Origin of the sequence: Rhodanobacter sp. DHB23 (genome assembly GCF_014842975.1) — a bacterium.
Lineage (GTDB): Bacteria > Pseudomonadota > Gammaproteobacteria > Xanthomonadales > Rhodanobacteraceae > Rhodanobacter_A.
Map to the genome: position 1 here is coordinate 16,172 of NZ_JACYXK010000018.1, position 26,653 is coordinate 42,824.

Consider the following 26,653-nt stretch of genomic DNA (forward strand, 5'->3'; position numbering starts at 1 on the left):
CTCCTACAAACAATGCGGGCGGCGCGAAGCGTTGCCGGGCCTCAGTCCCCGCGATCGCCCAGCTTGGGCATCTCCGGGTTCGCCGTGAGGTCGCGCTTGTTGCGCTGGGCGGTGAGCGGTTCGCCGGTGACCTGGTACCACACGTTCTCGGCGATGTTGGTGGCGTGGTCGCCGATGCGCTCGATGTTCTTGGCCATGAACAGCAGGTGCGTGCACGGCGTGATGTTGCGCGGGTCTTCCATCATGTAGGTGAGCAGCTGGCGGAAGTAGCCGGTGTAGGCGTCGTCCAGTTCCACGTCGTCCTTCCACACCTGGTAGGCGCGCTCGGCGTCGCGGTCGCGGTAGGCCTGCAGCACTTCGCGCACTTCGGCGGCGGCGAGTTCGGCGAGGTGGGCGAGGCCGCTGGTGGGGTTGATCGGCGCGGCCATCGACAGCGGGATGGAGCGTTTGGCCACGTTCGCGGCGTAGTCGCCGATGCGCTCGATGTCGGCGGCGATGCGCAGCGCGGCGAACACGTTGCGCAGGTCGCCGGCCATCGGCGCGCGCAGCGCGAGCAGGCGCACCACGTCGTGGCTGATTTCCTGCTCCAGCTGGTCGATGGCGTCGTCGTTGCCGACCACGTGCTGGGCGGCGCGCTCGTCGCGGCGCTCCACCACGTCGATGGCGGCTTCCAGCTGGCTCACCGCCAGCTCGCCCATGCGCACCAGCTCGCCGGTGAGGCGTGCCAATTCGTCGTCGTAGCTCTTGATGATGTGTTCTTTGCCAGTGCTCATGGTTGCCTCGTGTCTTGTTCCCCTCTCCCGCTTGCGGGAGAGGGTGCCCGAAGGGCGGGAGAGGGAGCGGGCGGAGCGGAAAGCATGCCCTCTCCCCAACCCCTCTTCCTCGCTCCTCAGAGCAGGGCCATCCATGGCCCTTCTCCGCGTCCGCGAGCGGGAGAGGGGCTTCAGTGGATCAGCCGAACCGCCCGGTGATGTAGTCCTCGGTCTGCTTCTTCGAGGGCTTGGTGAAGATCTTCTCGGTGACGTCGAACTCGATCAGGTCGCCCATGTACATGAAGGCGGTGCGGTCGGAGACGCGCGCGGCCTGCTGCATGTTGTGGGTGACGATCACGATGGTGTAGTCGCGCTTGAGTTCCTCCACCAGCTGCTCGATGCGGCCGGTGGCGATGGGGTCGAGTGCCGAAGTGGGTTCGTCCAGCAGCAGTACCTCGGGCTTCAGCGCGATACCGCGCGCGATGCACAGGCGTTGCTGCTGGCCGCCGGAGAGGCCGAGCGCGCTCTTGTTGAGCTTGTCCTTCACCTCGTCCCACAGCGCGGCGCGGCGCAACGCCTGCTCCACGCGTTCGGCCATCTCGGCCTTGCCGAGCTTCTCGTGGTGGCGGATGCCGTAGGCCACGTTCTCGAAGATGGTCATCGGGAACGGCACCGGCTTCTGGAACACCATGCCGACCTTGCTGCGCAGGCGGTTCATCGAGTACTTCGGGTCGAGGATGTTCTCGCCGTCCAGCATCACCTCGCCCTTGGCTTCCAGCTTCGGGTAGATCGCGTAGATGCGGTTGAAGATGCGCAGCAGGGTGGACTTGCCGCAGCCGGAGGGGCCGATGATCGCGGTGACCTGCTTCTCCGGGATGTCCATCGCGATGCCCTTCAGCGCATGGGCACCGTTGTAGTAGAAGTGCAGGTCGCGCACCGCGATCTTGGTACGCGTGGCGGAAGCCGCGGCGGTGTTCGCCGTGGCGTTCGCGGCACTCGCGGCGAGGTCAGTCATAACGCACCTTGTGGCGGGAGAACAGCATTCGGGTCAGCAGGCTGAGCGCAAGCACGAACAGCGTGATCAGCAGCGCGCCGGCCCAGGCGATGGCGTGCAGGTCGGGGCTGGGGTCGTTGGTGTACTGGTAGATCGCCACCGGCAGGCTTTCCATCTTGTCCAGCGGATGCACGGTCATGAAGTTGTTGCCGAAGGCGGTGAACAGCAGCGGCGCGGTTTCGCCCGCCAGGCGCGCCAGCGCCAGCAGCACGCCGGTGACGATGCCGGAAGTGGCTGCGCGCATCAGCACCTGGATGGTCATCTTCCACTGCGGGATGCCCAGCGACAGCGTGGCCTCGCGCAACGTGCCCGGCACCAGTTGCAGCATCTCGTCGGTGGTGCGCACGATCACCGGCAGGCCGATCAGCGCCAGCGCCACCGAGCCGGCAAAGCCGGAGAACGACACCGAGCCGTTGGTAAGGCTGGACATCGGCAGCACCACGATCACGTAGACGAACAGGCCGAGCACGATCGACGGCGCCGACAGCAGGATGTCGTTGAGGAAGCGGATGGTGGCGCCGAGCCGGGTGCGGTTGGCGTATTCGGCGAGGAAGGTGCCGGCGAGCACGCCGATCGGTGCGCAGATCAGCAGCGCCATCACGTCCATGATCAGGCTGCCCACGATGGCGTTGGACAGGCCGCCCTGGTCGGCGTAGGCGGTGATCCGGGTGAACAGGTGCGGGGTGATCGCGCCGAGGCCGCTCTTCAGCGTGGTCCACAGGATCCACGCGAGGAACACCAGGCCGAGCAGGGTGGCGCAGGCGCTGGCCACCAGCGCCACCACGTTGACGATGCGACGACGCAGGTAGACGGAGGAGGCGGTCATCAGTTGCCCTCCTTGCGCGACAGGCGGCGCAGCATCAGGCGCGCGATCAGCAGCACGATGAAGGTCACCACGAACAGCAGGAAGCCCAGCGCGATCAGCGCCGAGCGGTGCGTGCCCACCGCCTCATTGAACTCGTTGGCGATGGAGGAGGAGATCGAGGTGCCCGGCATCAGCAGCGAGCCGCTGAGGTCGTAGGCGTTGCCGAGCACGAAGGTCACCGCCATCGTCTCGCCCAGCGCGCGGCCGAGGCCGAGGAAGATGCCGCCGATCACCGCCGAGCGCGTATACGGCAGCACGATGTCCCACACCACTTCCCAGGTGGTCGAACCCAGCGCGTAGGAGGATTCCTTGAGCCGCGTGGGCACGGTCTGGAACACCTCGCGCATCACCGAGCAGATGAAGGGCAGGATCATCACCGCCAGCACGATGCCCGCGGTGAGCAGGCCCAGGCCCATCGGCGGGCCCTGGAACAGGTTGCCGACCAGCGGCAGCTTGCCCAGCGTGTCGCTGAGCGCCGGTTCGATGCTGGCCATGAACGGCACGAACACGAACAGGCCCCACATGCCGTAGATGATCGACGGGATGCTGGCCAGCAGTTCGATGGCGGTGGCGACCGGGCCGCGCAACCAGTTGGGCGCGATCTCGGTGAGGAACAGGGCGATGCCGAAACTCACCGGCACCGCCAGCACCAGCGCGATCAGCGAGGTGACCAGGGTGCCGAAGATCGGCGCCAGCGCGCCGTAGTCGTCGGTGACCGGGTTCCAGCTGTCGCTGGTGAGGAAATGGAAGCCATCCTTGAACAACACCTCGCGCCCGCCCCACAGCGTGGACAGCGCGGCGCCGAGCAGGGTCGCCAGCACCAGCAGGGCGCAGCACTTCAGCAGCGTGCGGAACCAGGCGTCGTGGCGCGCGTCGCGGCGGCTGCGCTGCTCGGCGTCGGTGGCGAGGTTGGTGATGGGAGTCGATGGCATGAAGTATTCGCGGCGAGGCGGCTGCTCTTTCCCTTCTCCCTTCGGGAGAAGGTGGCCCGAAGGGCCGGATGAGGGTTCGGTCGAAGTACGGGGTGGAATGCTTGCGGTCGGATCCAGTGACACGCTTCGCCCGAGCCCTCTCCCCAACCCCTCTCCCGCAGGCGGGAGAGGGGCTTCAAGCGTGCGTTACTTGATCTCGGTCGTCCAGTAGCTCTCGATCTGGCTGACCAGGTTGGCGGGCAGCGGCACGTAGTCCAGCGAGCGGGCGGCGTCCTGGCCGTTCGCGTAGGACCACTTGAAGAAGTCGAGGATGACCTTGCCGTTGGCGGCGTTCTTCGGCTGCTTGTACACGATCACCCACGAGGTGGCGGTGATCGGCCACGCCTCGGCGCCCGGCGCGTTGGTCATCAGCAGGTTGAAGTCCTTCGCGCTGGCCCAGTCGGCGGTGGCGGCGGCGGCCTGGAAGCTGGCCGTGTTCGGCTTCACCACCTTGCCGGCGGCGTTCTTCATCACCGCGTAGCCGATGTTGTTCTTCAGCGCGTAGGCGTATTCCACGTAGCCGATCGAGTTGGGGATCTGGCGGATGTAGGCCGAGACACCCTCGTTGCCCTTGCCGCCGATGCCGGTCGGCCAGTTCACCGCGGTGCCTTCGCCGACCTTGGTCTTCCAGGTGGCGTCGACCTTGGACAGGTAGTCACTGAAGTTGAAGGTGGTGCCCGAACCGTCCGAGCGGTGCACCACGGTGATCTTCGCGTCGGGCAGCTTCACGCCCGGGTTCAGCGCGGCGATCGCCGGGTCGTTCCACTTGCTGACGGTGCCGAGGAAGATCCCCGCCAGCGTCTTGCCGTCCAGCACCAGCTTGCCGGGGGCGACGCCGGTGACGTTGAACGCCGGCACGATGCCGCCGATCACGTCGGGGAACTGGGCCAGGCCGAACTGGCCCAGCGTGGTCTCGTCCAGCGGCATGTCGCTGGCGCCGAAGTCCACCGTGCCGGCCTTGATCTGGGCGATGCCGCCGCCCGAGCCGATCGACTGGTAGTTGACGCGGTTGCCGGTCTTCTCGGCGTAGGCGGCCGACCACTTCGAGATCACCGGGTACACGAAGCTGGAGCCGGCGCCGGTGATGTCGGTGGCTTGCGCGGACAGGCTGCCCAGCGCACAGGCGGCGGCGAAGGCGATGGCGCCGAGGCGGAACATGGAACGGGAGGAGGTGAACACGTTGAGGCTCCTTGGTGCACGGGGCGGATGCCCGGTTGCCCGCCATTGCAGCGTCGGCGTGTTGCAATGAAATGAGATGAATGTTGCAGCCGGATGACAATCCGGCCCGGAAGGCGTCCGGACCTGTCCAAAGCTTCCCCTTGGCCCGCGCCGGGAGCCGTCTGCGCGCAGGCCAGGGAAGGGCGAGGGCACGCGGGGCGAGTCCATGGATGGACCCGGTTTCGAGGAGCTGGGAAGGGCGCCTTGCCATGGCCGGCATGCGGCAGCCCGTGGCTCGACCTACTGCCGGGCAGGCCTTGTACCTCGCACGGCCACCTGACGGCCACGGCAAGCAACGCGAGTTGCGGGGGGACTTTGGGCAGGCGCTCAGGCCAGGTCCATGCCGGCCTGCTCGCGCTCCAGCGTTTCCAGCCGGCGCCAGCGGTTGACGATGTCGCAGAACAGCGTGGCGGTGGTCTCGGCGTCGTAGATCGCCGAATGCGCCTCGCGCGTGTCGAAGCTGCGGCCCGAGGCCGAGACCGCCTTGCCCAGCACGGTCTGGCCGTAGGCGAGGCCGCCCAGCGTGGCGGTGTCGAAGCAGCTGAAGGGATGGAACGGATTGCGCTTGTTGCCGGTGCGGCGCACCGCGGCGTTGACGAAGCCCAGGTCGAACGCGGCGTTGTGGCCGACCAGGATCGCGCGCTGGCAGTCGGCGTCGCGCACCGCGGCACGCACCGCCTTGAATACGTGTTCCAGCGCCAGTTGCTCGTCCAGCGCGCCGCGCAGCGGGTTGCCCGGGTCGATGCCGGTGACTTCCAGCGCGCGCGGGTCGAGGTTGGCGCCGGGGAAGGGGTGCACGTGGGCATGCACGGCGGGCATCGGATGCACGAAGCCCTGCGCGTCCATGCCTACGGCAACCGCGGCGATTTCCAGCAGGGCGTCGCGTTCGGCGTCGAAACCGCCGGTTTCCACGTCCACGACCACCGGGAGGAAGCCGCGGAAACGCTCGGCCATGCGGTCCGCGCTGGATGAGGATCGGAGTGGCGTGGGCATCCGCACATCATAACCAATGCGTCCCTTCCGTTGCTCCGGGCACGCGCCCTGTCATTGTTCCGTCACATAAATGACGAAGAGCTGCAACAGGGCTCGCCCAAGCTGGCGGCCGATCGCAAAAGACGATCCGGCGTGCACCATGCAGGTTGTGCCGCCGGCCAACCACAAACACAGGCGGAGCTCACCCATGCGCAATACCCTCATCGTCCTCGCCGTCGCCGGCGTGCTCGGCACCCTGAGCACTGGCGCGCACGCCCAGGATGCCCTCAGCGACATCTTCTCGCAGGGCACGGTCAACGGCGAACTGCGCGTCTACGACTTCAACCGCAGCTACGACTACGAGACGGCGGCGAAGCCGAGCGCGCATGCCTTCGGCGGCTCGATCCTGCTCAACGCGCAGACCGGTTCGCTGGACGGCTTCAGCGCCGGCGTGTCGCTGATCAGCGCGAACTCGCTGGGTTCGCTGTCGAACAACCCGAAGCGGGTCGACACCACCCTGATGGGCGCGAGCGACTCGCTGACCGCGCTGGGCCAGGCCTACCTGCAGTACAAGAACGACTGGGTCACGCTGCGCGCCGGCGACCAGTACCTCAACACGCCGTGGATGGGCAACAGCGACGGCCGCCTGCTGCCGAACTCCTATGAGGCGCTGACCGTCGACCTGACGCCGGTGAAGGGCTGGGACATCATCGGCATCCGCGAACTGAGCTACAAGAGCCGCACCTCCAGCGACTACTTCGACGACAACAACTACTACCCGAACAACTACCAAGGCGACACCCTGTACGGCGGCAACCAGGGCCTGCCGCTCACCGCGAAGCAGACCAGCGGCACGTGGGTGCTGGGCACCACCTATGCCAGCGGCGGCCTGAAGGTGCAGGGCTGGTACTACGACTTCCTCGACTTCACCAACATGGCCTATGCCGACGGCAGCTACGTCTTTAAGACCGGCACCGGCTTCGACCCGGTGATCGGCCTGCAGGGCCTGACCGAGAACGGCGGTGGCTCGGACAACGTGCTGGTGGCGAACCAGCTCAAGATCAACGGCGTCGCCGGCCATAACGTGCGCAGCGACGTGTGGGGCGCCGACCTCGGCGTGATCATCCCGAACGGCCGCTTCGACGTGTACTACAACAAGGTCGACCAGCAGAACGGCTCGGTGGGCGACGGCAGCATCATCTCGCCGTTCACCGCCAGCTACGCCACCGACCCGCTGTACACCTCCTCGATGATCCGCGGCCTGGTGGAAGCCGGCCCGGGTTCCGCGTGGAAGGCCAAGATGACCTACGGCTTCTTCGACAACAAGCTGCAGCTGGTGGGCTCGTACGCGCGCTACACCACCGACCTGAACGGTGACTTCCACGACACCTACTTCGACGTCATCTACAACTTCGACGGCTACCTCAAGGGCCTGCAGATCCGCGACCGCTGGGAAAAGTCCGTGGGCGGCCTGAACAACCTCAACCCGGGCAACAAGCCGTTCACCTACAACCGCGTGATGCTGACGTACAAGTTCTGACGGTTATCGCAAGGGAGTTCGACCCATGGACGGAAAACGGCGGGCATGATGCCCGCCGTTTGCTTTTTTGCTGTCGGGAGTTTCAATGCGGTTTCGAGCCGCTGCCGCGGCCCGAGTTACTTTTCTCTGCGTGGCCAGAGAAAAGTAACCACACGCGCGTCAGGAACGCGCGTGAACGGCAAAGCCGGCTCGAAGAGCGGAAGGCAGGATGCCTGGAGTAAAAGAGAGGCCACCCCGATGCAGCGCTCTCCGGGCATCCTGCCCTCCGAGTCCGTGAGGCGCGGCCGGGCTTTTCGGCCGGGCTCCTGCCCGGTCGAAAAGGCGTTGCCTTCCATGGCAACGCCCGCTGCGCGGCCTGATCGTCCACGCCTCACCGCCGCATAGGGGCCCCGAAGGGCAGCGCACTCCCAGCGCACAGAAGCAACAGGCAAAGCAAAGCGCCTTGCTCCCGACAGCGTAAGAAGGCGAAGCATCACTTCACGGGTGGCTTCTTCAGCATGGCCGTATCCCAGCCGCCACCGAGCGCGCGCACCAGCGCGACGCTGGCCTGCAAGCGCCGCGTGCGCACCTGTTGCGCGGCGCGTTCGGCGGTGAGGTAGGCGGTCTGCGCGGTGACCACGTCGAGGTAGTTGATGATGCCCTCGGTGTAGCGGTTGGTGGCGATCTGCTGGGCGGCCTGGGCCGAGCTGGCGGCGGCGTCCTCGTCGCGCGCCTCGTGGGTGAGGCGGGTGAACAGCGCGAGGTTGTCCTCCACCTGCTCGAAGGCATCCAGCACGGTCAGGCGGTATTGCGCGGAAGCCTCATCGAACTCGGCATGGGCCTGGCGTGCGCGTGCGCGGCGCAGGCCGCCGTCGAACAGCGGCAGGGAGACGAACGGGCCCAGCGCCCAGGTGCGGTTGCCGAAGGAGAGCAGGTTGCCTTCGCCGGTGTCCTGCCAGCCGTACATGCCCGAGATGCCGACGTCGGGGAAGAACGCCGCGCGCGCCACGCCGATGCCGGCGTTGGCGGCGAAGGTGCGCCGCTCGGCGGCGGCGATGTCGGGGCGGCGCTGCAACAGGGTGGAGGGCACCGAGGCGGGAATGGTCGGCGCGCGTATCTTCTGCTGCGAGGCGGGCAGCGCGAAGCTGGATGCGGGCACGCCGACCAGGGTGGCGATGGCGTGCTCGGTCAGCGCGCGCTGGGCGGCCACCTCGTCGATCTGGGCATGCGCGTCGGACAACTGGTTCTGCGCGCGCGCCACCGACAGGCCGGAGGCGATGCCGCCTTCCATGCGGTTCCGGGTGAGGGTCAGGCCCTGCTGGTAGGCCTGCAGCGAGCTGTCGAGGATCTGTTCCTGGTAGTCGTAGCCGCGCAGCTGGATGTATTCGTTGGCGAGCTGCGCCTCCAGGCTGAGCCTGGCCGAGGCCAGGTCCGCCTGCGCAGCCTGCGCCTGCGCGTGGCCGGCGGCGACTTCGTTGCGGATGCGGCCCCACAGGTCGAATTCGTAGCCGGCGCCGAATTGCGCGCTGTCGTCGTCGTATTCGTTCGGCTGGTTGGAGCCGCGCAGCGGGCGGTTGTCCGACTGGCGGTCGTCGCTTGCGCTGCCGCCGACACCGAGGTGCGGGAACAACCCCGCGCGCGCCTCGTCCTCGAACGCACTGGCGCGTTCGTAACGGGCCAGCGCGATGGCGAGCGACGGGCTGTTCGCATCGAGCGACTGTTCGAGCTTGTCCAGTTCCGGGTCGTGGAACATCGTCCACCAGTCGCCGCGCGGGCCGATGTCCGCGGGCGCGGCGTGCGTCCACAGGCCGGTGCCTTCCTTGTAGGCGGCGGGCACCGGTACCGCCGGCGCCTTGTAGACGGGGGCCAGCGAACAGCCGGCCAGCAGGCCGGCGAACGCCAGCGCCAGCGCCGCCGGTCGCATGCGGCGCAGGGCTTCATTCGTCGCCATGCGACGACTCCTTGCCGGATGCCACGCGCACGGTGTCGCCGGCGGCCAGCGAATCGGGCGGGTTGTCGATGATGCGGTCGCCGGGCTGCAGGCCGCGGTCGATTTCCAGCACGCCGCCCAGGTCCATCGCGATGTGCACATCGCGCAGCACCACCTTGTCGCCGGGTCCGAGCACGGCGATCTGCGGGCCCTGCGCACGGAAGATCAGCACGGTGGAAGGCACGCTGGTGATGGCCTGGCTGGCGGTCAGCGGCAGCTGCACGTCGGCGTAGTCGCCGGGCAGCAGGGTGCCGTTGTCGTTGGCCACCTCGAACTGCGCCAGCAGCGAACCGGAGGCCTGGCTCACCGCATCGGACGAGCCGATCAGGGTGCCCTGGTAGATCTTGCCCGGGTGGTCCGGCACGGTCAGCGAGACGGTCATGCCGGGACGGATGGAGGACGCGTAGCGCTGCGGCACCGCCACGTACAGGCGCATCCGGCGCGTGTCGGCGACGGTGAACAGCGGCAGCGCGGACTGGTTGTCGGCGGTGACCAGGTCGCCGATGTCGGTGTTGCGCGCGGTGACCGTGCCGGCGAACGGCGCGGTGACGTTGCGGAACGCCTCCTGCGCGGCGAGGCGGTCCACGTCTGCCTTGGCGGACAGCACGTTGGCCTCGGCCACCGCCGCCTCGCTGGCCTTCTCGTCGGTCTCCTGCTTGGACACCGAGTTGGAGGCGAGCAGGTGCTGCCAGCGCTGGCTGGTCACCCTGGCGAGTTGCGCGTTGGCCTGCGCACGCGCCAGCACGGCCTTGGCCTGCTCGTACTGCTGGTCGAGCTCGGGCGTGTCGATCACCGCCAGCGTTTCGCCGGCCTCGACGTGGCTGCCGATGTCCTTGCTCCAGCTTTTCACGTAGCCGGAGACCTGCGCGTGGATGGGCGAGTCGATCCACGCGTCGATGTGGCCGGGCAGGGTCATCGTGTGCTTGCCGACTGCGCCGAGCGGGGCGGCCAGCGCCACGGTGGGGATCGCCTCGGCATCGGTCTGCGCGACCAGCTGGTGGTAGCCGTGCGCGCGCACCAGCAGGCCGATCGCGGCGGCAATGGCGGCGACCACCAGCAGGCCGGTCACCGCCGGGCGCAGGCGCAGCGTGCGCGGGTTCGCCGGCGGGGCGTGTTCATGCGACATGGGAAGCTTCTCCGAACTGCGGAACGGCGGAGGGCGCGTGCTGATCACGCCCGTGGACGATGCTGAAGATCACCGGGACGAACACCAGCGTGGAACAGGTGGCGAACATCAGGCCGCCGATCGCGGCGATGCCCAGCGGCGAGTTCTGTTCGTGGCCCAGCGACATCGGCAGGAAGCCGATGACCATCGCCAGCGCGGTCATGCAGACCGGGCGGAAGCGGGTGAAGCCCGCTTCCAGCGCGGCCTTCAACGCGTCGCCGTGTTCGGCCAGGCGCTCGCGGCAGAAGCTCACCACCAGGATGGAGTTGGCGGTGGCCACGCCCATGCACAGGATGGCGCCGGTCAGCGCGGGCACCGACAGCGTGGTGTGGGTAACGAACAGGATCCACACGATGCCGGCCAGCGCGGAGGGCAGGGCGGTGATGATGACGAACGGGTCGAGCCAGGACTGGAAGTTCACCACGATCAGCAGGTAGATCATCACGATCGCGCCGAGCAGGCCGAACAGCAGGCCGCCGAACGCCGTGTCCATCGTCTGCACCTGGCCGCGCAGCGTGACCAGCGTGCCCTTGGGGCGGCTGCCGGCGAACTGGTCGAGCACCTTCTGCACGTCGCCGGCGACGCCGCCGAGGTCGCGGCCCTGCACCGAGGCGTAGATGTCGAAGGTGGGCAGGATGTTGTAGTGCGACACCACCGCCGCGCTGGGGCCGCGGGTGAGCATGGCGATGTTGCTCAGCACCTGGCTGCCCTTGCCGGCGGTGGCGGTCACCGGCAGGCGCAGCAGGTCGGCCATCGAGTCCATCTTGTACTGCGGCGTGGAGGCGACCACCGCGTAGGACACGCCGTTGTGCGGGTCGAGCCAGAACACCGGCGCCACCTGGCTGGAGCCGGCCAGCGAGGCGACCATGCTGTTGGTGACGTCGCGTTCGGTGATGCCCAGCGTGTCGGCGCGGGTACGGTTCACGTCGACGTTGATCTGCGGGTAGCTGGTGCTCTGCTGCACGCGCACGTCGGCGATGCCCGGGATGTCGCGCAGCTTGCGCATGATGCGGGTCGCATAGGCCTCGTTCGCGGCGCTGTCGCGGCCGGTGACGGTGATGTCCAGCGGGGCCGGCGCGCCGAAGTTGAGGATCTGGCTGGTCATGTCCGCCGGCAGGAAGGAGAACGTGGTGCCGGGGAACTCCTGCGGCAGCAGCCTGCGCAGTTTCGCCACGTAGTCGTCGGTGGGCGCGTGGTTCCCGCCGAGCACGATCTGGATGTCGCCGTCCTGTGGGCCGATCGAGCCGGTGTTGCTGTAGATCAGGTTGGTGTTGGACAGCGGCAGGCCGATGTTGTCGATCATCGTCTTCAGCTGGTCCGGCGGGATGACCTTGCGGATCGCGGCCTCGATGTGGTCGAACTCGGCGGCGGTCTCCTCGATGCGCGTGCCCATCGGCGCGCGCACGTGCAGCGCGATGGCGCCCGCGTCCACCGCGGGGAAGAAGTCGCGGCCGAGGAACGGCACCAGCGCGAACGAGGCCAGCACGAAGGCCAGGAAGCCGCCCACGAACACCCAGCGCAGTTTCAGCGCCGTCGCCAGCAGCGCGTAGTAGAGGTCGCGCACGCGGGTGAAGCCGTGCTCGAACTTCTGCTGGAACGTCACCAGCCTGCGCACCAGCGCGCCGTGGCCGCGCTGGCGGTGCTGGTCGCCCTCGTGGTGGTTGATGTACGGGTCTTCGGGGTGGTCGCCGATGCCGTGTTCGGTGTGGTACGACTTCAGCAGGTACATCGCCAGCGTCGGCACCAGGGTGCGCGACAGCACGAACGACGACGCCATCGCGAAGATCACCGCCAGCGCCATCGGCCGGAACAGGAAGCCGGCGATGCCGTCGAGCATGAACATCGGCACGAACACGATGCAGATGCACAGCAGCGAGACGAAGGCGGGCGTGACGATCTGCTTCGCGCCGTCCATGATCGCGGTGCGCACGTCCTTGCCCTGTTCCAGGTGCCAGTTGATGTTCTCGATGGTCACCGTGGCGTCGTCCACCAGGATGCCCACCGCCAGCGCAAGGCCGCCCAGCGTCATCACGTTGAGCGTCTGCCCGGTGGCCGACAGCAGGGCGATCGCCGACAGCACCGCCAGCGGGATCGACACCGCGATGATCACCGTGGAGCGCCAGCTGCCGAGGAACACCAGGATCATCACCGAGGTCAGCAGCGCCGCGATGATGCCCTCGCGCGCCACCGAGGCGACCGCGTCCTTCACGAACACCGACTGGTCGGCTAGCTGGGAGATCTTCAGCGACTTCGGCATCGTCTCCCTGATCAGCGGCATCAGCTTCTTGACGCCGGCCACCACCGCCAGCGTGGAGGCGCTGCCGGTCTTCAGGATCGGCATCAGCACCGCGCGGCCGCCGTCCACGCGCACGATGTTGTTCTGCGGCGGCGAGCCGTCGCGCACGTGCGCCACGTCGCCGATGGTGATGGTGGCGCCGTTGACCGTGCGGATCGGCAGCCGGTTGAGCGCGTCGATCGCGGTCGGGCTGTTGTTGAGCTGCACGTGGTATTCGTAGGTGCCGATCTTGGCGGTGCCGACCGGGATGATCTGGTTCTGCGCCGCCAGCGCGTTCGCCACGTCCTGCGCCGACAGGCCCTTGGCGGCCAGCGCCTGCGGGTCGAGGTCGATGGTCACCTGGCGCTGCTTGCCGCCGTAGGGCGTGGGGATCGCCACGCCGTTCACCGACACCAGGGTCGGGCGCACCTCGTTCTGCGCGATGTCGCGGATCTTCGCCTCGGACAGCCCCTTGCCGGAGAACGCCATCTGCAGCACCGGCACGGTGGAGGCGTTGTAGTTGATGATGGTGGGCGGCGTGATGCCCGGCGGCATCTGCTTCACCACCGTCTGCGAGATCGAGGTGACCTGGGCGGTGGCGGTGCGGATGTCCGTGCCCGGCTGGAAGAAGATCTTCACGATGCCGGCGCCGGGCAGCGACTGCGACTCGATGTGCTCGATGTTGTTGACCGCGGTGGTGAGCTGGCGCTCGTAGTAGTAGATCACGCGGCCGGACATCTGGTCGGGCGGCAGGCCGTTGTACGACCACACCACGCCGATCACCGGGATGCCGATGTTGGGGAAGATGTCCGTGGGCGTGCGCATGGCCGCCAGCGGGCCGATGATCAGGATCACGATGGCCAGCACGATGAACGTGAGCGGGCGCGCGAGTGCGGTGCGGACTAGGCCTAGCATGTCGTGTTCCGTGGGAGGCGGACGGCGGCCCGGGTGTTCCGGGCCATGCGACATGCTGGCAGGGCATCCTTATGCGAACCTTTTGGCTACCTTCGTGGCGGCGAAGCGTTCATCCTGGGTGGGCATGTGTTCGTGTTTTTGCTCGTCATTCCGGTGCAGGCCGGAGGCGCTTCGCAACAGCGAAGCTGGTCATCCAGCGACCATGTGATTTCAACCGTAGCTGAGCCGGATCCGCTTTTTCCCGTGCGGTAGGGCGCGCATCAGCCTGCTCTGGAGCATCAACCACCCGGGGCATCCAGGCGCAGCATCAGGGTCAAAGGATCGACTGGCGAGACGCGGACCCCGTAGTGCTCGTAGAACGACCTGGCGCGCTCATGCAATGCGTGCACGAGCAGTGCGCGCACGTCTGCGTTGCGCGCCATGACGGCAGTGCGTTCGACGGCATCGCGCAGCAGTGCGCCGCCGAGTTTGTTGCCTTGGGTGCCGTGGTCGATGGCCAGTCGCGCCAGGACCATCACGGGTATCGGATCCGGCATGTTCCGGCGCACATTGCCCGTGGCGAGCTGGTGCGCCACGGCACCAGTCGCCAGGGCGGAGTAGCCGTAAACGCGACCATTGCCATCCGCAACGACAAAGGTTCGGCTTGCTCCGCTGGCCTGGTTGACCAGTGCCCGGCGCTTCAACCATTCGTCGAGTACGGCTTCCCCGCAACTGAAATCGTCGAGGCGGTGCGCTGTCGTGAGCGGTTGCGGCGGCGCGAGGCCGAGCTTCATGCCTTGTCCCAGGGGGCCTTCAGGGCGAACAGGCGTTCAAGGCCGGGATTGGGTGCCAGCGGTGCATCCAGCAGTTCGACGAACTGCTTGAACCTGTCGTTGTCGAGGGCGAAGTGGACCTGGTCGAGCAACACCAGTTGCGCCCGCTCGCAGGCGGCTTCGAGCATGAAGTCGGAGCGATTCTTGCCCGGCACGCTGGCGGCATGGTCGATCAGGTCACGCTGCTCGGGCAGCGCGCGCAGGTTGATGGCGGCGGCGCGCATGGCGGATTCCTCAGGGTGTGTATCCAATGGATATACATTGGTGGGATTGTGTGTGGCTGTTGTCAATACGTCTGGGCGGCACACTTACCGGCCTGAACTCACCCCGCATGCTTCTTCCGCAGCGGCACGTCCTTGAGCAGCCAGGTCAGCGCGAACGCCAGCACGATCACGCAGGCCGCCGTCGCGTAGACGCCGTGCAACGCACCGCCAAACGCCTGCAGATAGGTGCCGCGCACGGCGTCCGGCAGCTGGTGCACGCCTTGCGGACCCATCGAGTGCGGCAGCACCGTGCCGGGCGGCAGCGTGTCGGCCAGTCGCGCATGCAGTGCATTGGTGAACATCGCGCCGAACGCGGCCACGCCGATCGAGCCGCCGATCGAGCGGAACAGCGTGGCGCCGGAGGTCGCCACGCCGATGTGCCTGAAGTGCACGGTGTTCTGCACCGCCAGCACCAGTACCTGCATCACCATGCCCAGGCCCGTGCCGAGCAGGAAGATGTATGCGTACAGGTACGCCACCGGCGTGTCGTTCTTCAGCGTGCTCAGCAGCGCCATGGCGATCGAGGCGGCCAGCGTGCCCATGATCGGGAAGATGCGGTAGCGGCCGATGCGGCTGATGGCGCGGCCGCTGACGATCGAGCTGGCGGTGAGGCCGCACATCATCGGCAGCAGCTGCATGCCGGCTTGCGACGGCGTGGAGTCCTTCACCACCTGCAGGTACAGCGGCAGGAAGGTCATGGCGCCGAACATCGACATGCCGATCACGAAGCCGACCAGGCAGCACAACAGGAAGGTGCGTTCCTTGAACAGGTGCAGCGGCATGATCGGTTCGGCGGCGTGCATTTCCTCGTAGATGAAACCCGCCAGCGCGATCAGGCCGAATGCCAGCGTGACCCACAGCTGCGACGACGACCACGGCAGCGTCACGCCGCCCTGCGTGGTGAACAGCACGATGCAGGTGAGCGTGATCGCCATGAACAGCGCGCCCATGTAGTCGATCTGGTGCTTGATGTGCGCGGTGTGCGGCTTGAACACCGCGCTGATGACCGACAGCGCGAGGATGCCCAGCGGCAGGTTGATGTAGAAGATCCAGCGCCAGCTGAGATGTTCCACCAGGAAGCCGCCGATCAGCGGGCCGATCACCGTCGCCAATCCGAAGATGCCGCCGAACATGCCCTGGTAACGGCCGCGCTCGGCCGGCGGGATCACGTCGCCGATCACCGCCATCGTCACCACCAGCAGGCCGCCGCCACCCAGGCCCTGCAGGGCGCGCATCAGGATCAGTTGCACCATGTCCTGCGCCAGTCCGCACAGCACGGAGCCGAGCAGGAACAGCGCGATGGCGGCCTGCAGCACGATCTTCCGCCCGTACAGGTCGCCGAGCTTGCCGTACAGCGGCACCACGATGGTCGAGGTCAGCAGGTAGGCGGTGACCACCCACGACAGGTTCTCCAGCCCGCCCAGTTCGCCGACGATGGTGGGCAGGGCGGTGGAGACGATGGTCTGGTCCAGCGCGGCCAGCAGCATCACCAGCAGCAGCGCGGAGAACAGCAGGCGTATCGGCGGGTGTTCGCGGGTGTCCACCGGCGCGTGCCCGGCGACCGGGGCTTCGGAGAGTGCGGGTGCGTCGGCGCTCATGGCGTCCCGTTGAAATTAATTAACGATACAGTTAATATATATTGAACCACCGAGTTCAGTCAACGAGTCCACACCACGATGGCAGCGCCACGTACCGGCAAGCCGGCCGCCGGCAAATCCAGGAAAGTTGCGGGCCATGCGCCGCGTCGGCCCGGGCGGCCGTCCGGCGCCGTGAGCGGGCAGGAACGACGCACGCACCTGCTGGACACCGCGCTGAAGCTGTTCGCCCGGCACGGCATCGTGGAAACCCCGCTGGCGGCCATTGCGCGCGCAGCCGGCGTCACGCCGGCGATGCTGCATTACTACTTCCAGACCCGCGACCAGCTGCTTGACGTGCTGATCGAGGAACGCATCCAGCCGCGTCGCATCGCCATCGGCAAGGCCTTCGACATCAAGGCGGGCGACCCGGTCACCGTGATCACGCGGCTGGCCGAGGAGTTCATGGAAAATGCGACGGCGCACCCGTGGTTTCCACCCTTGTGGATGCGCGAAGTGTTCAGCGACAACGGCGTGCTGCGGCAGCGTATCCAGCAGCGCTACGGCTCGCTGCACCAGCAGGCGGTGGTGGACTGCATCGCGCACTGGCAGGCCGAAGGCCGCCTCAACCCCGACATCGAGCCCGCGCTCGTGATCATGACGATCCAGGGCCTGACCATCATGCCGCTGATCGCCAGCAAGGCCTGGCAGGGCGATCCGGTGCGCGCCAGATTGCAGCCGGCCGACATCGCGCGGCACGCGGTGGCCATCCTTGCGCACGGCATCAGCCCGACGGGCCGGCTTCGAAAGCAGGCTATCTGAAACCCCTCTCCCTTCGGGAGAGGGGTTGGGGGGCGAGGATTCGGGCGTAGCGTGTTGTTGAAGTTGGTTGCTAGATTTGTCCACGCGCTTCGCCCGAACCCTCATCCGACCCTTCGGGCCACCTTCTCCCAGCGGGAGAAGGGAAAGGCGGGCCGCGTGGCTCAGCGCGTATCTTCCAGCCTGAACTCCACTCGCACGCGCAGGCCATGCCCGAACGGCGAGTCGAGCAGGTCGATGCGGGCGTCGTGCAACTGGGCGGCGCGGCGCACGATGTTGAGGCCGACGCCATAGCCACCCGCGGCGTCGTGGGTTTCGCGGCGGAAGCGTTCGAATACCGCCTCGCGGTGTTCGGCCGGGATGCCGGGGCCGTCGTCGCTGATGTCGACGATGGCGGTGTCCGCGGTGCGGCCCAGCGCCACTTCCACCTGGCCGCCCTGTGGCACGTAGCGCATGGCGTTTTCGACCAGGTTGCGCAGCATTGCGGTCAGCGCCACCTCGTGCCCTGGTACGCGCAGTGGCGTGTCGTCGTGCAGCAGGCTGAGGGTGATGTCCTTGTCGGCGATCAGTGGCGCCAGCTCCTCGATCACCCCGGTGACGATGGCGGCCAGGTCCTGCGGCGAGCGTTCGGTGGCGGCGGCGCCGGCTTCCAGCTGTGCCATCGACAGGATCTGTTCGATGCGCCGCGCCAGGCGGGAGGCGCCCTGCCGCGCATGGGACAGCGCGGCGCGCGCGTCGTCGGGGCGGGTGGCGATGGCGGCGCTGTCCAGTTGCAGCATGGTGGCGGCCAGTGGCGTGCGCAGTTCGTGCGCCACGTCGGCGGTCATGCGGCGCTCGCGTTCGATGGCATCCTCCAGCCGTTCGAGCTGGTGGTTGAGCGTGGTGATCAGCGGGCGGATTTCCTCGGGCGCCAGTTCGATCGCCACCGGCTGGCGGCTGCCGGGCGTGCGCCCGGCCAGTTGCCCGGTGAGTTCGTCGAGCGGGCGCAGGCCGCGGCGTACCGCCCACAGCGCCAGCAGGGCGAGCAGCGGCAGGCCGATCAGCAGCGGCAGGCCGTGTTCCAGCATCAGGCCGCGGTCGATGTCCAGGCGGTTGTCGTAGCGTTCGCCGATGCGGATCAGCAGGCCGGCGCGGTTCCGCAGGATGAAGGTGCGCCAGAGGTAGCCGTCCAGCGTGATCCTGCCGAAGCCGGCCTGCTCGGGGCGCGGTGCCGGCAGGCTGGCGAAGTTGGCGGTGCTGACCACCGGCTTGCCCTGGCGGTCGTAGACCTGGAAGCCCACGTCGGGTTCGTAGTTGTGGCGGTGCACGGCGACGATCAGGGCATGGCCGATGTCGGCGTCGGCGGCGATGGCGGCGTGGTTGTCGGCGTCGCTGTTCTCGATCAGCACGCCCAGCGTGCGCCCGGCCTCCGCGAGGCGGCCGTCGAGCAGCTCGTTCATCTCGCGCCGCTCGCGCTGGTAGCTGATGATGCCCAGCGGGATGAGCACCGCCACCATCACCGCGATGATCAGCCAGGTGAGGCGATGGCGCAGGCTGACCGGTTTCATGCGGCGGCGCTCACCTGGGCTCGCGCGGCAGCATGTAGCCGATGCCGCGCACGGTGCGGATGGTGTCCGCGCTGAGTTTGCGCCGGAGCCAATGCACCTGCACCTCCAGCGCGTTGCCTTCCACCGGGTTGTCGATGCCGTACACCGAGTTCTCCAGCGTTTCGCGGTGCACGATGCGGCCGGCGCGCTCCATCAGCGCGCGCAGCAGGGCGAACTCGCGCCGCGTCAGCGTGACCGCGGTGCCGCGGAACGTCACTTCGCCGGAGGCGAGGTTCATGCGCAGGTCGCCGGCCTCGATGAGGTTGTCGGCGAGGCCGCGGGTGCGACGGACCAGCGAGCGGATGCGCGCCGACAGCTCCTCCAGGTGGAACGGCTTGACCAGGTAGTCGTCGGCACCGAGGTCGAGGCCGCGCACGCGGGCTTCGAGGCCGTCGCGCGCGGTCATCACCAGGATCGGCGTGCGGATGCCCTTGCGGCGCGCCTCGGCCAGCACGTCGAAGCCGTCACGGTCCGGCAGGCCGAGGTCGAGCAGCACCAGGTCGGCGCTCCGGTCATCCAGCCCCAGCATGGCCTCGCGGCCGTTGCGCAGCCAGGTCACCGCGCAGGATTGCTGCACGAGGGCGTGGCGGATGGCCTCGCCCAGCTCGGCATCGTCCTCGACCAGCATGATGTGCATGGGCTTGCCTGTGGTGGTTGCGGGGCCATTGTCGACGCATCTTGCCGATGGAGGCTTACACCAACCTTAAGGAACCCGGGAGGCCTCAGCCCGCCGGCGTCTTGTCCTTGTAGCGGCACAGGTCGCGGATCACGCAATCGGGGCAATCCGGCTTGCGCGCCTTGCACACGTAGCGGCCGTGCAGGATCAGCCAGTGGTGGGCATCCTGCTTGAACTCGGCGGGCACCACCTTTTCCAGCTTGTCCTCCACCGCGCGCACGTCCTTGCCGGGGGCGAGGCCGGTGCGGTTGGCGACGCGGAAGATGTGCGTGTCCACCGCGATGGTCGGTTCTCCAAACGCGGTGTTGAGCACCACGTTGGCGGTCTTGCGGCCCACGCCGGGCAGCGCTTCCAGCGCTTCGCGCGTGCGCGGCACCTCGCCGCCGTGCTGCTCGACCAGGATGCCGCACAGCGCGATCACGTTCTTCGCCTTGGCGTTGAACAGGCCGATGGTGCTGATGTACTTCTTCAGCTTTTCCTCGCCAAGCTCGAGGATGGCCTGTGGCGTGTTAGCCACGGGGTAGAGCTTCTTCGTCGCCTTGTTCACGCCCACGTCGGTGGCCTGCGCGGACAGCACCACGGCCACCAGCAGCTCGAACGGCGTGTTGTAGTCCAGCTCGGTGGTGGGCTGCGGATTCAGCTCGCGCAGGCGGGTGAACAGCTCGATCACGTCGGCGCGTTTCATGGCGTCTTGCCCTGTTTGGCGCGGGCGCGCGCCAGCGCGGCCAGTACCGGGTTGGCGGATGTGCTGGTATCCACGGCGGCCTTGCGCGCGGCCAGTTCCGTTTCGCGCTCGGCGGCTTCGCGCGCCAGCCGTGCTCCGCGCTGCCGGAAATGTTCGCGCGCCGCGTCAGCATGCACCTGGTCGATCTGCGCCGGCGGCATGGGCTCCAGCACGATGCAGTCCACCGGACAGGCCGGTACGCACAGTTCGCAGCCAGTGCAGTCGTCGGCGAGCACGCTGTGCATCAGCTTGGCCGCGCCGACGATCGCATCCACCGGGCAGGCCTGGATGCACTTGGTGCAGCCAATGCATTCGTCCTCGATCACGCGGGCCAGCATGCGTGGCTTCTCCACGCCGTTGGCGGGGTTCAGCGGCAGCGCCGGCCGATCCAGCAGCGCCGCCAGCTTCGCGATGCCAGCTGTGCCGCCGGGCGGGCATTGGTTGATCTCTGCCTCGCCGCGCGCGATTGCTTCCGCATAGGGCCGGCAGCCGTGGTAGCCGCATTGTTCGCATTGCGTCTGTGGCAGGAGGGCGTCGATGCGGTCGGCGAGTTGATGCGTCATGGCGAGTGTTGCCTCCTCACCCCAGCCCTCTCCCGGAAGGGAGAGGAGGTTGGAGTGGTCAGCGCACCGTGGCGCCCGGCTTGGCGCCTTGGTCGGCGTCAAGCAGGAACAGGTCGCTGCCGCCGTCGCCGGCGGAGAGGATCATGCCTTCGGACAGGCCGAAGCGCATCTTGCGCGGGGCGAGGTTTGCGATGAACACCACGTTGCGGCCGATCAGTTCTTCCGGTTCGCCGTAGGCGGCGCGGATGCCGGAGAAGATCTGGCGCTTGCCCAGCGCGCCGGCGTCCAATTCGAAGCGCAGCAGCTTGTCCGAGCCTTCCACGAATTCGCAGGCCAGCACCTTGCCCACGCGCAGGTCGAGTTTCGCGAAATCCTCGATGGCAATGATGGCGGGCGCGTCGGTGGATGCAGGGGCGGCGGCAGGCTTGGCGGTGTCGTTCATCGGCTTTTTCTTGGGCGGTTCGGCGGCGGGTGCAGGTGCGCCCAGCGATTCCCTGGAGGCTTCGACCATCGCTTCGACCAGCTTGGGGTCGAGGCGCGCGAGCAGCGGTTCGAAGGCGTGGATGGCGTGGCCGTGCAGCGCGCTGCGCGCACCGGCGAACGTGGTGATGGGCGCGGCGAGGAACGCTTCGGCGGCCGCCACGGTGGCCGGCACGATGGGCTTGAGCATGCCGGCGAGCAGGCGGAACGCGGCCAGCGCGAACGAGCATACTTGGTGCAGCTCGGCGCGTCGCGCGTCGTCCTTGGCCATCGTCCACGGCGCCTTCTCGGCGATGTGGCCGTTGACCAGGTCGGCCATCAGCACGAAGCGTCGGGTGAGTTCGGCGAATTCGCCGCCCTCGTACAACGCCTCGATGCCTTCGTAGTGCGCGAGCAGGTCCCGCCACAGCGCGGCATGCCCCGCGTCGAAGCTGTCCGCCAGCTTGCCGTCGAAGAATTTGTGCACGAAGCCCGCGGTGCGGCTGGCGATGTTCACCCACTTGCCGACCAGGTGCGAGTTGACGCGCTCCTCGAACGCCTTGAGGTCGAGGTCGACGTCCACCGGCGTGTCGTTGAGCAGGCTGGCGAAGTAGTAGCGCAGGTATTCGGGGTTGAGCCCGCTGTCGAGGTAGGTGCGTGCCTGGATGAAGGTGCCGCGCGACTTGGACATCTTCGCGCCGTTCACCGTGAGGTAGCCGTTGACGTGCAGCGCGGTGGGCGTGCGGAAATCCGCGCCGTGCAGCATCGCCGGCCAGAACAGGCCGTGGAAGTTGATGATGTCCTTGCCGATGAAGTGGTGCATCTCGGCGGTGCTGTCCGTGCCGAGGTAGTCGTCGAACTTCAGGCCGGTCCGGTCGCACAGCGCCTTGAAGCTGGCGAGGTAGCCCACCGGCGCGTCCAGCCACACGTAGAAGAACTTGCCCGGCGCGTCGGGGATGGGGAAGCCGAAGTAGGGGGCGTCGCGCGAGATGTCCCAGTCCCTCAGGCCGCCGTCCAGCCACTCGCGCAGCTTGGCTGCCACGCCCGCGTTCGCCACTGGCCGGCCGTTGGAATACTTGCCGGCGAACCAGTCGCGCAGCAGACCCTCGAACTTGCCCAGCTCGAAGAAGTAGTGCTCCGAGTCCTTCAGCACCGGCGTGGCGCCGGACATCACCGAGTACGGGTTGATCAGGTCGGTGGGCGCGTAGGTGGCGCCGCAGTTCTCGCAGTTGTCGCCGTACTGGTCGGGCGCGCCGCATTTCGGGCAGGTGCCCTTGATGTAGCGGTCCGGCAGGAACATCTGCTTCTCGGGATCGAACAGCTGCTGGATGTCGCGGCGGGCGATGCAGCCCGCATCGCGCAGCCGCGTGTAGATCAGCGAGGACAGCTCTCGGTTCTCTTCGGAATGCGTGGAGTGGTAATGGTCGAAGGCCACGCCGAAGGCGGCGAAGTCGGCCTCGTGGCCCACGCGGATGCCGGCGATGAAGTCTTCCGGGGTCATGCCGGCCTTTTCCGCGGCCAGCATGATCGGCGTGCCGTGCGCGTCGTCGGCGCACACGTAGGCCACGTCGTTGCCCATCATGCGCTGCGCCCGCACCCAGATGTCGGCCTGGATATAGCCCAGCAGATGGCCCATGTGCAGCGGGCCGTTGGCGTAGGGCAGGGCGTTGGTGACGAGCAGGCGGCGGGACATGGCGTCTCGTGTAGGCGGGCGGGTCCGCGATTATGGCATGCGGGGTCGCCCGCCCACCCCGGCAGCCGGCCGCATCGTCGCCAGCGTTTTCCCGGCCGGCGGGCGAGGAGCCGCCGGCGACTCCGCGCGGACGATCCATTTCGACGATGGACGCCGCGCAACGCCGATGCCGCGGCCGCGCCGGGCTTGCATGCGATGCGGATCAACCATGCATGGTGTGGCATCCGGCCGTACCGTCCTTCCGCCGAGACGTTGCAGAAGCGCCGCGCGGCGCCGTGACGCGGGCTGCACACCTGGCGTGGCATCGTCATGAAACCGGCGTGCGCGCCGGAATGCCGGCGGCTCCCGTCGACGCATGGTGCCGCTCCGTCGCGGCCAGGCAGGCGATCCATCGTCGCCACGACCGCCCGGGCATGCTGTAAATCCGCGTCGCGCATGGCATTACGCTTCTTTACACGGCATCGCCACGCGCGGCGGCCGGTCTTGGTCAACAACTTGCTTGGAGACTGCCTTGCGTGAGCTCCCACCGGGGCGTCTGCGTCACTCGCCGCATGGATGAGGCTTGGTGTGATGAAAGCCACCGGGTCCGGCGGCTTGATCGACAGTCCAACTTCGCACGAGAACCCTCCATGACGATCAATTCCATTTCAGGCAACAACCCCTGGCTGACCCAGCTCAGCCAGTCCGCCAGCACCAGCGCGGCCAGCGGCGGCGCCGGCACGACGGGGTACGCGCCACCGCCGGGCGGCCTGTTCGGCTCGGTCTTCCAGGCCTTGTCCTCGCTCGGCGTGGGCGGCGGCACCAGCGCTTCGGGCGCCGGCACGACGACGGGCAGCAGCACGGCCAGCTCGTCCTCGACGCAGGACCCGCAGCAGGCCATGTCGGCCTTCATGCAGGCCCTGATGGGCGCGCTGCAGGCGCAAGGCGGCCAGACCGCCAGCACGCCTTCCGGCACGGACGGCACGCCCGCCGCCGGTGCGGCAGCGGGCGCGTCGGCCACGGCCGCGGCCGCCCCGGCGGCCAGCGGCACCGAGGGTGCCGAGCAGGGGGGCTGGCATCGCGGCGGGCACCACCACCATGGCGGCGGCAGTGGCCAGATGCAGAGCGACCTGCAGAACCTGATCAGCCAGCTCGACTCGGCCAGCGACGGTTCCTCCGCGAACTCGTCCACGGCGTCGGCGGCGTCGACCGCCGGGAGTTCCGGCAGCGTGCTGGGCTCGCTGGAGCAGAGCTTCCAGAACCTGGTCGGCTCGCTGGGCGGTGCGGCCAGCGGCGCCACGCTGGGCAATTTCCTGCAGACGCTTTCCAGCGACCTGGGCGGTGCGTCCGCCTCCGGCACGATGGTCAGCACCCAGGCCTGATCCCCGCGGACCCGGACTGGCCTTGCCTGCCCAGGGCCGGCTGGGCGCCACCGGCGGATCGGTGGTACGAAAACGCGGGCCATGGGCCCGCGTTTTCCGTATTCATCGCATCGACGCAAACCGCGTCGGCGCGGCGATTATTGCTGCCGGTCCCACGTCTGGCTGCGCCCCAGCAGCGCGAAGCCGATGTAGCCGTGCACGTCGAGTTTCCGGCCGGCGTCCTTCAGCGTGAGCTTGACCTTGTAGGTCTTGCCGCTCTTGGGGTCGAGGATCCGGCCGCCGTCCCACACGTCGCCGTCCTTGCTCACGCCCCACATGATGGTCATGCCGATGATGGGCTGGTCCTTGCGCGCGCCATCGCACTGGGTGCACTTCGGCGGGTTGCCGTCGCGCGCGACGTCTTCCGGCGTGGCGTTCATCACCTGCAGCACCCTGGCCTGCAGTTCGCCGTTGGATTCGGTGATCTGCAGGATCGAGGTCGGCTTGCCGGTGACGTCGTCCACCTGTTTCCACGTGCCGACCGGCGTGCTGGTGTCGTCGGCGGCGGAAACGGCGCCGGCGCCCAGCAGCAGGCCGAGGGCGAGGGCGAGACGGACAGCGTGTTTCATGGCGGCACTCCCCGTGCGTGACAGTATGGATCGAGCCTGACGATGCCGGCCGGAGTCGTCAAGCTGCATCGCGCCAAGCTGACCTGCATCAGGTGGCGCCAGCGCCACGACTGGCATAATGCATGGCTCCCCACCGCATCCAGACACGACATGACGCAGGCGAACGAAGCCTTGGTGCGCCGATTGCTCGGCGAACTCACCGATCCCCACACCGGCGCGCCGCTGGCCGAGGCCGTGCGCGCGGTGGGCGTGGACGGGGCGCGGGTATCGGTGGACCTGCTGCTCGGCTATCCCGCCGCGGGCGCCGCCGAGGCCCTGGCCGCACAGGCGAAGCAGGTGCTGGAGGCCGATCCCGCCATCGAATCGGCCGTCGTGTCCGTCACCTGCCGCATCCAGCCGCACAAGGTGCAGGGCGCGCTGGCGCCGCTGCCCAACGTGAAGAACATCATCGTGGTGGCCTCGGGCAAGGGCGGCGTGGGCAAGTCCACGGTGTCGGCCAACCTCGCGCTGGCCTTGCAGGCCGAGGGCGCGAAGGTGGGCGTGCTCGACGCCGACATCTACGGTCCCAGCCAGCCGCGCATGCTCGGCATCGCCGGCCGGCCGGAGTCGCCCGACGGCAAGAGCATCACGCCGATGCAGGCGCACGGCCTGCAGGCCATGTCGATCGGTTTCCTGGTGGACGAGGAGACGCCAATGATCTGGCGCGGCCCGATGGTGACCCAGGCGATGATGCAACTGCTTACCGACTCGCGCTGGGACATGCTGGACTACCTGGTGATCGACCTGCCGCCCGGCACCGGCGACATCCAGCTCACGCTGTCGCAGAAGGTGCCGGTGGCCGGCGCGGTGATCGTCACCACGCCGCAGGACATCGCCCTGCTGGATGCGCGCAAGGCGCTCAGGATGTTCGAGAAGGTGGAAGTGCCGGTGCTCGGCATCGTGGAGAACATGGCGACCCACGTCTGCTCGAACTGCGGCCACGAGGAGCACATCTTCGGCGAGGGCGGTGGCGCGCGGATGGCGGAGCAGTACGGCGTGCCGTACCTGGGTTCGCTGCCGCTGGACATCCGCATCCGCGAGCAGGCCGACGGCGGCACGCCCACCGTCGTGGCGATGCCCGATTCCGACCTCGCGGCGCGCTACCGCGGGATCGCCCGCAACGCGGCGGGCCGGCTGTCGCGCCAGCCGCGCAACAAGTCGCTGGGGCTGGGCAAGATCGTGGTGCAGGGCGCACCCGCCACATGAGTTCTCGGCGGCGCGTGCTGTGCCTGTGCGGCAGCCTGCGCCGGGTTTCGTCCAACCGCGCCGCGCTGGAAGCCGCGCGGCAACTGGCGCCCGCATCGCTGGAGCTGGTTCCGTACGACGGCCTGGCCGCGTTGCCGCTGTTCAATCCCGACGACGAATGCGATCCCCTGCCTGACTCCGTGCTGGCCTTGCGCGCGGCGGTGGGGCAGGCCGATGCGCTGCTGGTCGCCTGTCCCGAATACGCCCATGGCGTGCCCGGCGCGTTCAAGAACCTGCTGGACTGGCTGGTCGGCAGCCTGGAATTCCCCGGCAAGCCGGTGCTGCTGCTCAATGCCTCGGCGCGCGGCTCGCACCACGCGCAGGAGGCGCTGGCCGAGATCCTGCGCACCATGTCGGCCGAGCTGCTGGGCACGCAACCGTCTCCGGTGGCGCTGCCGGGTGCGGGCTGCACGGTGGAGCAGGTGCTGGCCAGCGCGGAGCGCTGCGCGGAAGTGCGCGCGGCGTTGCGCCTATTGATCCCCTCTCCCCCAACGCATGTTGGGGGAGAGGGATAGGGAGAGGGGGGCTTTTCGGT

23 protein-coding genes are annotated in these 26,653 nt (G+C 68.1%); 5 read left to right on the top strand and 18 right to left on the bottom strand.

Features of this window, described 5'->3' with window-relative positions; genetic code table 11:
• Positions 1-41: 41 nt before the first annotated feature.
• The 6 genes from phoU to rnt form a co-directional block, all read right to left on the bottom strand.
• The gene (gene phoU / locus IHE47_RS02060; protein ID WP_192103724.1) at positions 42-773 is read right to left on the bottom strand and encodes a phosphate signaling complex protein PhoU; all 732 of its coding nucleotides are present in this window, start codon (positions 771-773) and stop codon (positions 42-44) included.
• 178 nt (positions 774-951) lie between these two features.
• Complete coding sequence (gene pstB / locus IHE47_RS02065; RefSeq protein ID WP_192103727.1) at positions 952-1,767, bottom strand: phosphate ABC transporter ATP-binding protein PstB; 816 nt, start codon at positions 1,765-1,767, stop codon at positions 952-954.
• A complete protein-coding gene (gene pstA / locus IHE47_RS02070; RefSeq protein ID WP_192103728.1) occupies positions 1,760-2,632 on the bottom strand; it encodes a phosphate ABC transporter permease PstA in 873 nt (290 codons plus the stop codon). The genes pstB and pstA overlap by 8 nt, the downstream gene beginning before the upstream one ends.
• Positions 2,632-3,603 (bottom strand): phosphate ABC transporter permease subunit PstC, encoded by a 972-nt coding sequence (gene pstC / locus IHE47_RS02075; protein ID WP_192103730.1) that lies wholly within the window; start codon positions 3,601-3,603, stop codon positions 2,632-2,634. The genes pstA and pstC overlap by 1 nt, the downstream gene beginning before the upstream one ends.
• A gap of 186 nt (positions 3,604-3,789) precedes the next feature.
• Positions 3,790-4,800, bottom strand: coding sequence for a phosphate ABC transporter substrate-binding protein PstS (pstS, locus tag IHE47_RS02080; RefSeq protein WP_192103892.1), 1,011 nt, complete (start codon positions 4,798-4,800; stop codon positions 3,790-3,792).
• A gap of 387 nt (positions 4,801-5,187) precedes the next feature.
• Positions 5,188-5,853: a ribonuclease T gene (rnt, locus tag IHE47_RS02085; RefSeq protein ID WP_192103732.1), complete on the bottom strand. Its 666-nt coding sequence runs from the start codon at positions 5,851-5,853 to the stop codon at positions 5,188-5,190.
• Positions 5,854-6,040: 187 nt separating this feature from the next.
• Between rnt and IHE47_RS02090 the strand changes: the two genes are divergently transcribed.
• Positions 6,041-7,372 carry a hypothetical protein gene (locus IHE47_RS02090; RefSeq protein ID WP_192103734.1) on the top strand — a complete coding sequence of 444 codons (1,332 nt, stop codon included), beginning with the start codon at positions 6,041-6,043 and terminating at the stop codon, positions 7,370-7,372.
• 472 nt (positions 7,373-7,844) lie between these two features.
• On the opposite strand, the gene IHE47_RS02095 is transcribed toward IHE47_RS02090, so the two are convergent.
• From IHE47_RS02095 to IHE47_RS02120, 6 genes are all read right to left on the bottom strand, one after another.
• A complete protein-coding gene (locus IHE47_RS02095) occupies positions 7,845-9,302 on the bottom strand; it encodes an efflux transporter outer membrane subunit (protein WP_225561563.1) in 1,458 nt (485 codons plus the stop codon).
• The gene (locus IHE47_RS02100) at positions 9,289-10,467 is read right to left on the bottom strand and encodes an efflux RND transporter periplasmic adaptor subunit (RefSeq protein ID WP_192103736.1); all 1,179 of its coding nucleotides are present in this window, start codon (positions 10,465-10,467) and stop codon (positions 9,289-9,291) included. Before IHE47_RS02100 ends, IHE47_RS02095 begins: the two co-directional genes overlap by 14 nt.
• On the bottom strand, positions 10,457-13,696 hold the full coding sequence (locus tag IHE47_RS02105; RefSeq protein ID WP_192103737.1) for an efflux RND transporter permease subunit: 3,240 nt from the start codon (positions 13,694-13,696) through the stop codon (positions 10,457-10,459). Before IHE47_RS02105 ends, IHE47_RS02100 begins: the two co-directional genes overlap by 11 nt.
• Positions 13,697-13,974: 278 nt before the next feature.
• Entirely contained in the window at positions 13,975-14,469 is a 495-nt protein-coding gene (locus tag IHE47_RS02110) for a GNAT family N-acetyltransferase (protein ID WP_192103739.1), read from the bottom strand.
• The gene (locus IHE47_RS02115) at positions 14,466-14,732 is read right to left on the bottom strand and encodes a DUF1778 domain-containing protein (protein WP_192103741.1); all 267 of its coding nucleotides are present in this window, start codon (positions 14,730-14,732) and stop codon (positions 14,466-14,468) included. The genes IHE47_RS02110 and IHE47_RS02115 overlap by 4 nt, the downstream gene beginning before the upstream one ends.
• A gap of 98 nt (positions 14,733-14,830) precedes the next feature.
• Positions 14,831-16,369, bottom strand: a complete 1,539-nt coding sequence (locus IHE47_RS02120) for an MDR family MFS transporter (RefSeq protein ID WP_192103743.1) — start codon at positions 16,367-16,369, stop codon at positions 14,831-14,833.
• Between the two features lie 78 nt (positions 16,370-16,447).
• Here IHE47_RS02120 and IHE47_RS02125 point away from each other — a divergent pair, with 78 nt between their 5' ends.
• The gene (locus tag IHE47_RS02125) at positions 16,448-17,167 is read left to right on the top strand and encodes a TetR/AcrR family transcriptional regulator (RefSeq protein WP_192103745.1); all 720 of its coding nucleotides are present in this window, start codon (positions 16,448-16,450) and stop codon (positions 17,165-17,167) included.
• Positions 17,168-17,328: 161 nt separating this feature from the next.
• Here the strand turns inward: IHE47_RS02125 and IHE47_RS02130 are convergent, their stop codons facing one another.
• From IHE47_RS02130 to metG, 5 genes are all read right to left on the bottom strand, one after another.
• Positions 17,329-18,711 carry an ATP-binding protein gene (locus tag IHE47_RS02130; protein WP_192103748.1) on the bottom strand — a complete coding sequence of 461 codons (1,383 nt, stop codon included), beginning with the start codon at positions 18,709-18,711 and terminating at the stop codon, positions 17,329-17,331.
• A gap of 10 nt (positions 18,712-18,721) precedes the next feature.
• Positions 18,722-19,387 carry a response regulator gene (locus IHE47_RS02135; protein WP_192103750.1) on the bottom strand — a complete coding sequence of 222 codons (666 nt, stop codon included), beginning with the start codon at positions 19,385-19,387 and terminating at the stop codon, positions 18,722-18,724.
• An 85-nt stretch (positions 19,388-19,472) separates the two neighbouring features.
• Positions 19,473-20,111 carry an endonuclease III gene (nth, locus tag IHE47_RS02140; protein ID WP_192103752.1) on the bottom strand — a complete coding sequence of 213 codons (639 nt, stop codon included), beginning with the start codon at positions 20,109-20,111 and terminating at the stop codon, positions 19,473-19,475.
• Entirely contained in the window at positions 20,108-20,713 is a 606-nt protein-coding gene (locus tag IHE47_RS02145) for an RnfABCDGE type electron transport complex subunit B (protein WP_192103754.1), read from the bottom strand. Before IHE47_RS02145 ends, nth begins: the two co-directional genes overlap by 4 nt.
• Before the next feature lie 58 nt (positions 20,714-20,771).
• On the bottom strand, positions 20,772-22,865 hold the full coding sequence (metG, locus tag IHE47_RS02150) for a methionine--tRNA ligase (protein WP_192103761.1): 2,094 nt from the start codon (positions 22,863-22,865) through the stop codon (positions 20,772-20,774).
• Positions 22,866-23,494: 629 nt separating this feature from the next.
• Here metG and IHE47_RS02155 point away from each other — a divergent pair.
• Positions 23,495-24,226 carry a hypothetical protein gene (locus IHE47_RS02155; RefSeq protein ID WP_192103763.1) on the top strand — a complete coding sequence of 244 codons (732 nt, stop codon included), beginning with the start codon at positions 23,495-23,497 and terminating at the stop codon, positions 24,224-24,226.
• A 137-nt stretch (positions 24,227-24,363) separates the two neighbouring features.
• Here the strand turns inward: IHE47_RS02155 and IHE47_RS02160 are convergent, their stop codons facing one another.
• Positions 24,364-24,834 carry a DUF2147 domain-containing protein gene (locus IHE47_RS02160; protein ID WP_192103765.1) on the bottom strand — a complete coding sequence of 157 codons (471 nt, stop codon included), beginning with the start codon at positions 24,832-24,834 and terminating at the stop codon, positions 24,364-24,366.
• 150 nt (positions 24,835-24,984) lie between these two features.
• On the opposite strand from IHE47_RS02160, the gene apbC reads away from it, so the two are divergent.
• Entirely contained in the window at positions 24,985-26,079 is a 1,095-nt protein-coding gene (gene apbC, locus IHE47_RS02165) for an iron-sulfur cluster carrier protein ApbC (protein ID WP_192103896.1), read from the top strand.
• The gene (locus IHE47_RS02170) at positions 26,076-26,633 is read left to right on the top strand and encodes an NADPH-dependent FMN reductase (RefSeq protein WP_192103766.1); all 558 of its coding nucleotides are present in this window, start codon (positions 26,076-26,078) and stop codon (positions 26,631-26,633) included. The genes apbC and IHE47_RS02170 overlap by 4 nt, the downstream gene beginning before the upstream one ends.
• The last annotated feature ends 20 nt before the right edge of the window (positions 26,634-26,653 follow it).